Source organism: Devosia sp. Z11_6, from assembly GCF_058133665.1.
This window is the reverse complement of record NZ_JBYUNQ010000003.1, coordinates 517,421-528,253: the sequence shown is the minus strand read 5'-3', so window position 1 is coordinate 528,253 and position 10,833 is coordinate 517,421. Positions and strand designations below refer to the sequence as shown.

Sequence of the window (10,833 nt, the reverse complement as noted above, 5' to 3'; positions counted from 1 at the left end):
ACGGCTTGCACCTGCGAAAGGTCAAAGGGAGGAAACTATGTCTCGATTGAATATGCTTGCCGCGATCAGTGTCGCCGCCGCGCTCGTGGCCGTGCCTGCTCTCGCCCAGGAAAAAAAGCTGATCGCCGTCTCGATCCCGGCCGCCGACCATGGCTGGACCGCCGGTGTTGTCTACCACGCCCAGGCCGCAGCCGAAGAAATCCAGGCCGCATTCCCCAATATCGAAGTTGTCGTCAAGACTTCACCTTCGGCATCCGCCCAGGTCAGCGCGCTCGAGGATCTGACCGCCACCCGCCAGCCGGATGCCCTCGTGATCCTGCCCCATTCCTCCGAGGAACTGACAGGGCCGGTCCAGAGCATCAAGGATGCCGGCACCTTCATCACCGTGGTTGATCGTGGTCTGACGGATCCTGAAATCCAGGACCTTTACGTGGCCGGCGACAACATCGCCGTTGGCTCCACTACGGCCCAGTTCCTGATCGACAATCTCGGCGGCAAGGGCGATGTGGTGGTGCTGCGCGGCATTCCCACCGTGATCGATGACGAGCGTATCCAGGGCTTCCAGGACACGATCGAAGGCACTGACATCAATGTGCTCGACATCCAGTATGCCAACTGGAACAGCGACGAAGCCTTCAGCCTGATGCAGGACTATCTCGCCAAGTACCCCCATATCGACGCTGTGTGGGCCAATGACGACGACATGCTGCTCGGCGTGCTGGAAGCCATCCAGCAGTCCGGCCGGACCGAAATCAAATATGCGCTCGGCGGCAATGGCATGAAGGAAATCATCGAAAAGGTGATGGCGGGTGACCCCATGACCCCGATCGAGACGCCTTATCCGCCGTCCATGATCAAGACCGCGATCTACATGACCGCTGCCCAGTTCAACGGGCAGGCTCCGGTGCGCGGTTCTGTAAAGCTCGACGCGCCCTTGATCACCAAGGACAATGCGGCTGAATATTACTTCCCTGACTCCCCGTTCTGATAGCTGCAGGGCCAGCCCAGTGCTGGCCCCGCCCAAACAACCACTGGAGACGCAAAATGCCAGGCAAGAAAATCCTGATGCTGGTCGGTGAATTCACCGAGGAATACGAGATCTTTGTTTATCAGCAGGCCATGGAAGCTGTTGGCCACACGGTCCACGTCGTCTGCCCCGACAAGAAGGCCGGCGATATCATCGCCACGTCCCTGCACGATTTTGAAGGTCACCAGACCTATACAGAAAAGATGGGCCACTATTTCCAGCTCAACAAAAGCTTCGATGAGGTCAAGCTGGACCAATACGACGCCGTCTATGCCGCGGGCGGCCGTGGTCCCGAATATATCCGCACCGACAAGCGCGTGCAGGCCATGGTCCGGCACTTCCACGAAACCAACAAGCCCATCTTCACCATCTGCCACGGCGTGCAGATTCTGGTGGCGGTGGACGGCGTCGTGCGCGGCAAGAAGGTCGCGGCCCTAGGCGCCTGCGAGCCCGAAGTGATCCTGGCCGGCGGCACCTATATCGATCTGTCGCCCACCGAAGCCTATGTGGATGGCACCATGGTTTCAGCCAAGGGTTGGACAGCTCTTGCCGCCTTTATCCGCGAATGCCTCAAAGTCCTCGGTACCGAAATCCGCCACAGCGGCGACGTCACCGAGAAAGCCGCCTAACCACCATTGAGCCGGCCGCGCCACGTGGCCGGCTCAATCTTTGCATCAGACGAGGTCGAGGAACCGACCCGTATCGAGATCGATCGGCACCCCATGTTGGCGTCGATGTTCGGCCCGCTTCCATTCCCGGTCGCCGGGTGCCATGACCTCGTGTCCCTCCCGCGTGGGCGCTTCGCGCAAGGAGGCGATATAGCGCGACATGCCCATCTCGAAGATGGCCCGACCGGCGAAATGGTCAGGATCGATCGCCAGCACGAAGTGGCCCATATTGCGGGGCGTGCTGATATCGTCCGCCCCGACCATCGGGATGAAATCGGCATCGAGGGTTGTGCCGGTGAGCACGGCCGAAAGCAGCGTGGCGAGGCCCGCTAGCCCCGCGCCCTTGTAGCCATACTCGTCCCCGCCCAATGGCAGAACCATCTCGGCGCTATGCGGGTCGGTCACGGTGCCGCCGCTCTCATCGGCCGCAACACCGGGCGGCAGTTCCTTGTCCAGCGATCGATGCAGCAGCACGCGGTTCATCGGGATCGAGGAAGTCGCCATGTCCAGCAGCCAGGGCTTGTGGCCGGGCAGGGGTGCCGCAAAGGCCAGCGGATTGGTGCCGTGAAAGCGCTTGGCGCCACCAAACAGCGGCACCATGGAATCGGTGTTGGTGGTGGCAAAGCCGATCATGCCCGCATAAGCGGCCTCCAGGGCATAGGCACCCGCGGCGCCGAAATGAGACGAGCGGCGGACCCCCACCGCGGCAATGCCGCTTTCCTTGGCCCGCTCGCAGGCAATATCCATCGCCCGGTAAGAGGCGTAATGACCCAGCCCGTCATCCCCATCCAGCATGGTGCTGCCAGCCCCCTTGTGCTCGACGCGCAGTTCCGGGTTCTTGTTGATCCGGCCGCCACCCAGCATCTGGCAATAATGCCGTACGAGGCGCACGCCATGGCTGTCTACCCCAAGCATCGAAGCATGCATCATCGCCTTGGTCGCAGCCAGCAACGACGCTTCGCTTGCGCCCGCTGCCCGCAGCGCCCCCTGGACTCGTCCCTCCAGCTCCTCGGGGGCAATGGTAATGGTGCCGGCAGAAACATCCGTCATATCAGCGCTTTCAGTTCTTGTTGGGTGAGGGGTCGCCAGGCAATCGCGGTCGCCCGCGCGAGAGCGCGGTGGCTGCAGCCGCTGCCATTCCGTGGCGTAATCGATCCGGCGGGCCTAGCCGAGATTTCGCCGGGTATGGACATTGGTGGGGCCGACATACCAGTCGCGCGCCGCAACCTCTTCGAACACCACCCAGACATCTTCGGGCGCCAGCCCCGTCGCCTCGGTTACCGCATCGCTCACCTTGCGCGCGATCTGGGCCTTCTTGCCTTCGGGGTCATCGGCGATGACTTCCCGGACCAGTCGGATGTTGATGAACGGCATGGGAATCTCCTACCCTTTTTTGGTGCTATCCTGCGTGGCCGGGGCATCCTCCACCCAGGCCAGGATGACGTCGCGTGCCCGCTCTATGTGATGCCGCATGGCGTCTTCGGCGCCCTTGGCATCGCCAGCACGAATAGCGGCACAGATCTTTGTATGTTCGGCAATCACCGCATCGGCATCGACCACGCCACGATTGCGATAAAGCGGGCCAATACGATGATTGGCTTGCAACTGGGCCAGGGCCCCTGTGATGAACATATTGCCGCAATCGGCGGCAATGGTTTGGTGGAACAGGGCATCTGCGTCCACGAAGTTCACGAACAGCTGGCTGCGTGGGCCCCGTCCGGCCGAGTTGATTCCCTTGATCGACTGCTCGAGCGTCGCAATGGTCTGCTCGGTACGATGCTGCGCCGCGAGAGCCGCGGCCGCAGGCTCCAGCAGCAAGCGCGTTTGAAACAGATGCGCGTAGTCGAGCAGGGACATGGCGGGCGCCGCCTTGTAGCGCCCATTGCGCAGCCGTACGACGAGCCGGTCCCCTTCGAGGCGCGCCAGGGCTTCGCGGATTGGGGTCTGGGACACGCCCAGCTTGCTCGCGATCACATCGATGCCGATCACCTCACCGGGCTCGACGGCTTGGTCGAGCACCAGGTTGCGAATGTGATTATAGGCCTGCTCGGCCAGGCTGGTCTTGTCGAGGGTCTTGTCCGCCGCCGGCATAATCGTCCTTTCCGATGGCGCGTCCTGCAGCACGACGCCAGGCACGCCACGTCTTCACGGCTCCCCATCAGCAACCTGCTCTGCAAACCACCACAAGCCAGCTTGCTAATCAATATCCTATATACTACGAAATCGGACAGAACAGAGCCAGCTCGCATCCGACAACCTGGTGCGAAGCGACCCGTCCAAAGAAGCAGGTAAGCTGCTCAGGTGTTGCGCGAGCTGACGAGGGGTTCATAGGGCCGCCTGGCGGCGAGGAGGAATATCAATGAAGCGTTCACTGATTCTGCTGACTGCAGTTCTGGCATCGACCAGCCTGACCGGCATCGCGCATGCCGAAACATCGGGCAAGCGCATTGCCCTGTCCAACAACTATGCCGGTAATTCCTGGCGTCAGGCCATGCTCGAAAGCTGGGAGAAGGTGACGAGCCAGGCCGTTGCTGACGGGATCGTCGCGGCCGTCGACACCTTCACCACCGCCGATCAGGAAGTGCCCACCCAGGCCGCCCAGGTCCAAAACCTGATTCTGCAGGGCTACGACGCCATCGTCATCAATGCCGCCTCCCCCGACGCCCTGAACGGCGCCGTCAAGGCCGCCTGCGACGCCGGTATCGTTGTTGTCTCGTTTGATGGCACTGTGTCCGAGCCTTGCGCGTGGCGCGTGGCGGTCGACTACAAGCAGCTCGGCCAGCAGCAGCTCGACTATCTCGCCGGCCGTCTTCCCGAAGGCGGTAATCTCCTGGAAATCCGTGGTCTTGCCGGCACTTCCATTGATAACCTCATTCATGAAGGTATCGCCGACGGCGTCAAGGCTCATCCAAACTTCACCATTGTGGGTGAAGCTACCGGCAACTGGGATCAGGCCACGGCCCAGCGCGCTGTGTCGACCGTGCTGCCCTCGCTGCCCGAGATCGATGCCATCGTCACCCAGGGCGGCGACGGCTATGGCGCGGCTCAGGCCTTCCGTGCTGCCGGCCGTGATGTGCCGATCATCATCATGGGCAACCGTCAGGACGAGCTGGCCTGGTGGCAGGAGCAGCGCGATGCCAATGGTTACGAGACCTGGTCCGGCACCATCGCGCCCGGCATCTCGACGCTCGCCTTCTGGGTTGCCCAGCAGATCCTTGACGGCAAGGAAATCCCCAAGGACGTGACCGTTCCCTACCTGACCGTCACCCAGGAAACGCTGGATGAAGCTGTTGCCAACACGCCGGTCGGCGGCGTTGCCAATAAGGAATACTCGCAAGAGGAAGCCATCCAGGCCATCGCAGACAACCTCTAGGCGAGAGCAGAAGTAAGCCATGACCGCGCCAAACGGATCGGCAATTGAGCTGGCGGGTGTTTCCCGCTCCTTTGGCGCGGTGCGCGCCCTGTCCGACGTCAACTTGTTGATCGCCGGGGGCCAATGCCTCGGACTTGTCGGCCATAACGGGGCCGGCAAGTCGACCTTGATGCATGTCCTTGCCGGCACGCTGCGACCCGATCAGGGCCGCATCCAGGTCGGCGGGCAGCAGTACGACCAGATTTCGGTGCACCTGGCGCAAACCCTGGGGCTGCGCTGCGTGTTTCAGGAACTGTCCTTGTGCCCCAACCTCACAGTGGCCGAGAACACGCGCATCCTCCACCCCTCCATCAAGGGCTGGGGCTGGCGCAAAAAGGCCGGTGCGCTGATCAGCGCCATGCTGGAGCGCATTTTTCCCGGCCACGACATTTCGCCCGACACCGTAGTTTCCGACCTCTCAATCGGCCGCCGCCAGATGGTCGAGATCGCCCGAGCCTTCACCGTCAGCGAAGGCGTGCTGCGCCTCGTGATCCTCGATGAACCGACATCCTCACTTGATGCGACCACGTCGCGCCAGTTGCTGGAGTTCGTGCGCAAGGAGGTCCAGAGCGGGGTCTCGTGCATCCTCATCTCGCATATGTTGGGCGAAATCCTCGATTACTCCGATCAGATCGCGGTGATGAAGAATGGCCAACTGGTGGCTTCCGGCCCGGTCGCCAACTTCTCGCGCGACAGCCTCGTCGATCTGATGAGCGGCGGCGAGCATCCTGACCGCGCAGCGCGCCAGCGCTCGATCCGCTCCCTCGCCGACGCTCCCGTTGCCGTCAAGGCCGAACCAGCGGGCAGGGGGCTGCCCTTCGTTGCCCGGCGCGGCGAGGTCATCGGCCTTGCTGGCTTGTCCGGGCATGGTCAGACCGAATTCCTGGTGCAGGTCTTTGAAGCGGCGCGCGCCCGCAAGCCCGAGATCACCGTCGCGGGCGCGGTGTCCTTCGTTGCCGGCGACCGGCAAGCCGATGGCATCTTCCCGCTCTGGTCCATCGCCGACAACATTGCCGTTGGCTCGCTGCCGGTGCTGCGCAACGGCCTGCTTCTGTCCGGCGCCAAGGAGCGGGAGCTTTCGAGCCGCTGGGGCCGAACCATGGCGATCAAGGCGCCCTCGCTTGACGACGAAATTCTCTCCCTCTCCGGCGGTAACCAGCAAAAAGCGCTCTTTGCCCGGGCGCTCTCGACCACATCCGCCGTGGTGCTGATGGACGATCCCATGCGCGGCGTCGATATCGGCACCAAGCTCGAAGTCTATGACATCATTGCCGAGCAGGCAGCGGGCGGCCGAACCTTCCTTTGGTACACCACCGAGTTCGAAGAGCTCGAATATTGCGACCGCGTCTACGTGTTCCAGAACGGGCGCATCGTGGGCGAACTGCAGGGCGCTGACATTACCGAGGCCAGCGTGATTGGCTCCTCGTTCAAGGACAAGGACGCGGCATGACCACCGACATTTCGACCACGGCACGCGGCCAGAACCTGGCTGCGTCCTCCCGTCAGCGCCTGCTGCGCGGCGCCCTGCCGGCAGTCTCGCTCGTCATCGTGCTTGCAGCCATCTGGTACTTCAATCCCCGGGCGATCAGCTATTTCGGCCTCAACCTGATGCTGAACCTCGCCATTCCCGTCGCTCTGGCCACCATCGCCCAGATGTGCGTCATGGCCACCAACGAGCTCGATCTGTCGATCGGTGCCTTTGTCGGCTTCGTTGCCTGCGTCACCGCCACCTATATGCCTGAAGCGCCGCTCCTTGCCGCGCTCATGCTGGCCGGCGGCGTGCTGGTTTACATGCTGGCGGCCGTCATCATCCACCTGCGCAATGTCCCCTCCATCGTCGTGACCCTGGGCCTGAGCTTTTTCTGGGCCGGCCTCGCCCTCCTGATCCGCCCGACGCCCGGCGGCTCCGCCCCCGGCTTTCTGCGCGACTTCATGGCCCTCCAGCCCCCGTTCATCCCCATGCCGGTCTTGCTGGCGATCGTAATTGGCCTCGTCGTGCACCTCATCTTGATGCGCTCCTCCTATGGCGCGGTGCTGCGCGGCGTTGGCGGCAATGCCCGCGCGGTCCATCGTGCCGGCTGGTCCATCCTCAAGGCCAAAATCGCCATGTTCGCCCTGGCCGGTGTGTTCGGCATTCTGGCCGGCATGACGCTCGTGGGCGTGTCCTCCAGCGCCGACGCCAACATGGCCACCGGCTACACCTTGCTCTCCATCGCCGGGGCAGTGATTGGTGGCGCCGAGTTCGTTGGCGGTCGCATCTCGCCCATCGGCGCGGTGATTGGGGCTCTGGTGCTGCAACTGGCATCCTCGGCGCTGAACTTCTTCCAGGTGCCGTTCCTGCCTGGCGGCCGCATTCCTCAGGAATGGCAGGTTGGTGCCCAAGGCATGTTCCTGATCATCATCCTCGCCGCCCGCGTGCTCATCAGCAAAGCTGAAAAATGACCGATCAGACCCTTTCCCTTTCGCGGTTCACCCTAAACAGTCTTCCGGTCTGGCTCTGGTCATTCCTCGGCGCCTTTCTGGTCTGGGTGCTGTCGTTTTCCATTGCGGGGCAGGGCGCCCAGGGAATGCTTGTCGCCGCCCTGTCCTTCTCGGTGTTCACCGTCATGGTGGGCTTGGGCCAGATGTTCGTCATTACCCTCGGGCCCGGCAATGTTGACCTTTCGATCCCGGCCACCATTGGCCTAGCCAGCGCCGTCGCCATGAAGGTCATGGATGGACAGAACAGCCTTATCCTCTGGGGCCTCCTTGCCGCGCTCGCCTGCGGCATCCTGATCGGCGGCTTCAACTATCTGCTGATCCGGCTCCTCCGCATCCCGCCCATCGTGGCGACCCTGTCCTCGAGCTTCATCATCCAGTCCGTCGGCATCAGCTATGGCCGCGGCCTGCAGATCAAGCCGCCCGCGGCGCTCTCCGATTTTACCTTCTCGCGCTTTCTAGGTGTTCCCGTACTCGCCATCGTCGCCATCGCCCTGTCGGTCGTGGCAGGGATCGTGCTGCACCGCACCATCTATGGCCGCACCGTGCTCGCCACTGGCCAGAATATACGCGCCGCCCGCTTCGCCGGCCTGTCGGTCGAGCGCACCCGGCTGTTGACCTATGTGCTTTCCGGCGCTCTTGCCGCGCTGTGCGGCGCGCTATTGGCCGGATTTTCGGGAGGTTCCTCGCTGTCGATGGGCCGCGAATACCTGCTGACCTCAATCGCCGTGGTCGTGCTCGGCGGCACCTCGGTCGCGGGCGGGCGGGCCAATGTCCCCGGCCTTTGGGGCGGCGCCTTGTTCCTGTTCATGGTGTCCACTCTGCTCAACACCGCAGGCTTCGGCTCGGGCTTGCGGGACGTCTTTACCGGTCTGATCATCGTTGCCGCGATCGCCATCACTGGCACGCGTCAGGCGCTCAGGTAAGAGCCCAAGAAGCAATCTCGGAGGAGGGTATTTTGGCTGCATCGGATTATGAAGTTCTGGACGAACGCTTTGCGCGCCTGCCGTGCACCACGGCCAATGTCCATAAGCTTTACCAAGACTGCCATTGGGCCGAGGGTCCCGCATACTTCCCGGCCGGGCGCTACCTCGTCTGGTCCGACGCGCCCAACAACCGCATGCTGCGCTATGATGAGGCCAGCGACGCCGTCAGCGTCTTCCGCCAGCCCGCCAACAACAGCAACGGCAACACCGTTGACCGCCAGGGTCGCCTTGTTACCTGCGAACATGGCACCCGCCGCGTCACCCGCACCGAGCATGACGGCTCCATCACGGTCCTTGCCGACAACTACAACGGCAAGCGGCTGAACAGCCCCAATGACGTGGTGGTCAAGTCGGACGGCTCGATCTGGTTTACCGACCCGACCTATGGCATCGATTCTGACTACGAGGGCAACAAGGCCGAAAGCGAGATCGGCGCGTCCAATGTCTACCGGATCGATCCCGCTTCCGGCGCACTCACCATTGTCTGTGATGACTTCGTCAAGCCAAACGGCCTGGCGTTCTCGCCCGATGAAAAGCTGCTTTACGTCGTCGACACCGGCCGCACCCATGGCCCGCAGAACCCGGCGCATATGCGCGTGTTCGAAGTCGGCGAGAATGGCACGCTCTCAGGCGGTCGGGTCTTTGCGGATTGCACGGCCGGGCTGTTCGACGGCTTCCGCCTCGATACGGATGGCCGCATCTGGACCTCGGCTGCCGATGGCGTACACGTTTATGATCCCGATGGCACCCTGATCGGCAAGGTGCGCATTCCCGAAGTCGTGGCTAATGTCTGCTTTGGCGGACCCAAGCGGGACCGGCTCTTTATCTGCGCCACAACGACACTGTATTCCGTGCGCCTCTTCGTTAACGGCGCAAAGACCTTCTGAGCCCGACCACTCAACGGGAGGCACCGCACAAAAAACAAAGGCCCCGGCAGCTATAACAGCGCCAGGGCCTTCTTTTCGCCGGCGGCCGCGAGGAGGGGATCGCGCACCGGCTTGACCCTTAGATAGTTGCGGCTGGCCTACCCGCAAGACGCTCCCCGGTCACGAGATAGAGAGGGTGCATTGCGCGCCGTTTCCTGTTCTTTGCTGCGTGCTCCGCTCCCGATCTCCCGAGCCGTGTCGTGCGGGCTTTCCGCAGCATTGAAGTGTTAAATCCCTGTTCCCAACGGGTCCAACATCTCGGCCGGTGCGTGCGAGCACAGGTTACAGCGGCGCGTGACGAGCGTCCTCAATGTCAAGCTACACCGCGACCTGCGTCGACCAGGCACACCTGTCGCAGGGTTGACGATCCCGATTCGGACGCATGTTGGGCAGCAATGCCCCACAATAAGGACGCAATGCGGCAGGGTCCCAGAATCACCCTAATCCAGCCGCTCTGTCCGCCCATTGGGGCCGCAACGATCCCTTTAATGCTGACCTCAACGTCAACAACGAGATATCGTTCCCTTAATGCAGAAGATTTTCAAAGCCGCCGCCGTTGCTCTTTCCCTCACCCTCGCCGCAGTTCCAATGGCTCCACAAGCCTTCGCCAAGGACAGCACTTTGTCAGGTGTGGCTTCCTGGTATGGCCCCGGCTTTCACGGGCGCACCACGGCTAATGGTGAGAAGTACAATATGCACCAGCTCACCGCGGCTCACAAATCCCTCAAGTTCGGCACCAAGGTTCGTGTGACCAACAAGAAGAACGGCAAGTCCGTCATCGTGCGGATCAATGATCGTGGACCTTACGTTGGCAGCCGGATCATCGACCTCTCCAAAGGCGCTGCCCAGGCCATCGGCATGATCGGCTCCGGGACCGCGTCGGTCACTGTAGAAATACTCGCATAAATAAGCAGAAATTGCACCTCAATGCGCTTGGGAACAAACCAATAAGACGGGTGTTCTTCAAGCAGAGGTGATCATCATGCGTAAAGTCCTTGTAGTCTTCGCAGCCGCTGTGGCACTGGCAGGCTGTTCTACGTCTCGAGAGCGCGTCGTGGTCTTATCACCACCAACTGCGGTTATTGTTCAGCCGCAGCCAGTGGTTCGGCGCGTCGAACCGACACCCGCCAGGGGAAATGTGGATTCCGTCGCGGCGCTGCGGCCCGGCCGCGGCTATGTCGCCGCGTTTCCTGAAGCTGACCGCCGTGCGGCATGCGTGCGGCTCGATTATCGGCCCGGCACCCGCGGCTTCTCGCGCTGCTTGGTAGGAGATTTCCCGGAGAACCCCTACTTCGCCAGCCGATAGCCAAGCCAGCGTTGACCCAGAAGACTGCGC

Annotated in this window: 11 protein-coding genes; 8 read left to right on the top strand and 3 right to left on the bottom strand. The window is 62.4% G+C overall.

The features are described from left to right. The first annotated feature begins 37 nt into the window (after nt 1-37). Nucleotides 38-988: a substrate-binding domain-containing protein gene (locus AC3YMN_RS12045; RefSeq protein WP_172123002.1), complete on the top strand. Its 951-nt coding sequence runs from the start codon at nt 38-40 to the stop codon at nt 986-988. A 56-nt stretch (nt 989-1,044) separates the two neighbouring features. Further along, nucleotides 1,045-1,656 carry a DJ-1/PfpI family protein gene (locus AC3YMN_RS12040; protein WP_127752709.1) on the top strand — a complete coding sequence of 204 codons (612 nt, stop codon included), beginning with the start codon at nt 1,045-1,047 and terminating at the stop codon, nt 1,654-1,656. 45 nt (nt 1,657-1,701) lie between these two features. Here AC3YMN_RS12040 and AC3YMN_RS12035 read toward each other — a convergent pair whose 3' ends face one another. The 3 genes from AC3YMN_RS12035 to AC3YMN_RS12025 form a co-directional block, all read right to left on the bottom strand. Next, entirely contained in the window at nt 1,702-2,745 is a 1,044-nt protein-coding gene (locus AC3YMN_RS12035; protein ID WP_489890157.1) for an Ldh family oxidoreductase, read from the bottom strand. A 114-nt stretch (nt 2,746-2,859) separates the two neighbouring features. Next, nucleotides 2,860-3,069 carry a tautomerase family protein gene (locus tag AC3YMN_RS12030; RefSeq protein WP_127752711.1) on the bottom strand — a complete coding sequence of 70 codons (210 nt, stop codon included), beginning with the start codon at nt 3,067-3,069 and terminating at the stop codon, nt 2,860-2,862. A gap of 9 nt (nt 3,070-3,078) precedes the next feature. Then, on the bottom strand, nt 3,079-3,831 hold the full coding sequence (locus AC3YMN_RS12025; protein ID WP_127752712.1) for a GntR family transcriptional regulator: 753 nt from the start codon (nt 3,829-3,831) through the stop codon (nt 3,079-3,081). Between the two features lie 223 nt (nt 3,832-4,054). On the opposite strand from AC3YMN_RS12025, the gene AC3YMN_RS12020 reads away from it, so the two are divergent. From AC3YMN_RS12020 to AC3YMN_RS11995, 6 genes are all read left to right on the top strand, one after another. After that, the gene (locus AC3YMN_RS12020) at nt 4,055-5,068 is read left to right on the top strand and encodes an ABC transporter substrate-binding protein (protein ID WP_127752713.1); all 1,014 of its coding nucleotides are present in this window, start codon (nt 4,055-4,057) and stop codon (nt 5,066-5,068) included. Nucleotides 5,069-5,087: 19 nt separating this feature from the next. Further along, nucleotides 5,088-6,557, top strand: coding sequence for a sugar ABC transporter ATP-binding protein (locus AC3YMN_RS12015; RefSeq protein WP_489890156.1), 1,470 nt, complete (start codon nt 5,088-5,090; stop codon nt 6,555-6,557). Continuing rightward, the gene (locus AC3YMN_RS12010) at nt 6,554-7,549 is read left to right on the top strand and encodes an ABC transporter permease (RefSeq protein WP_489890155.1); all 996 of its coding nucleotides are present in this window, start codon (nt 6,554-6,556) and stop codon (nt 7,547-7,549) included. The genes AC3YMN_RS12015 and AC3YMN_RS12010 overlap by 4 nt, the downstream gene beginning before the upstream one ends. Then, nucleotides 7,546-8,511: an ABC transporter permease gene (locus AC3YMN_RS12005; protein ID WP_489890154.1), complete on the top strand. Its 966-nt coding sequence runs from the start codon at nt 7,546-7,548 to the stop codon at nt 8,509-8,511. The genes AC3YMN_RS12010 and AC3YMN_RS12005 overlap by 4 nt, the downstream gene beginning before the upstream one ends. Nucleotides 8,512-8,543: 32 nt before the next feature. Next, a complete protein-coding gene (locus tag AC3YMN_RS12000) occupies nt 8,544-9,458 on the top strand; it encodes an SMP-30/gluconolactonase/LRE family protein (protein ID WP_489890153.1) in 915 nt (304 codons plus the stop codon). Between the two features lie 567 nt (nt 9,459-10,025). After that, nucleotides 10,026-10,403, top strand: a complete 378-nt coding sequence (locus AC3YMN_RS11995; protein WP_127752718.1) for a septal ring lytic transglycosylase RlpA family protein — start codon at nt 10,026-10,028, stop codon at nt 10,401-10,403. Nucleotides 10,404-10,833 lie beyond the last annotated feature (430 nt).

Excerpts from the sequence above, each read along its gene's own strand:
- AC3YMN_RS12010 (WP_489890155.1), top strand. The coding sequence starts at position 6,554 with ATGACCACCGACATTTCGACCACGGCACGCGGCCAGAACCTGGCTGCG.
- AC3YMN_RS11995 (WP_127752718.1), top strand. The coding sequence starts at position 10,026 with ATGCAGAAGATTTTCAAAGCCGCCGCCGTTGCTCTTTCCCTCACCCTC.
- AC3YMN_RS12020 (WP_127752713.1), top strand. The coding sequence starts at position 4,055 with ATGAAGCGTTCACTGATTCTGCTGACTGCAGTTCTGGCATCGACCAGC.
- AC3YMN_RS12005 (WP_489890154.1), top strand. The coding sequence starts at position 7,546 with ATGACCGATCAGACCCTTTCCCTTTCGCGGTTCACCCTAAACAGTCTT.
- AC3YMN_RS12040 (WP_127752709.1), top strand. The coding sequence starts at position 1,045 with ATGCCAGGCAAGAAAATCCTGATGCTGGTCGGTGAATTCACCGAGGAA.
- AC3YMN_RS12030 (WP_127752711.1), bottom strand. The coding sequence starts at position 3,069 with ATGCCGTTCATCAACATCCGACTGGTCCGGGAAGTCATCGCCGATGAC.
- AC3YMN_RS12045 (WP_172123002.1), top strand. The coding sequence starts at position 38 with ATGTCTCGATTGAATATGCTTGCCGCGATCAGTGTCGCCGCCGCGCTC.
- AC3YMN_RS12015 (WP_489890156.1), top strand. The coding sequence starts at position 5,088 with ATGACCGCGCCAAACGGATCGGCAATTGAGCTGGCGGGTGTTTCCCGC.
- AC3YMN_RS12035 (WP_489890157.1), bottom strand. The coding sequence starts at position 2,745 with ATGACGGATGTTTCTGCCGGCACCATTACCATTGCCCCCGAGGAGCTG.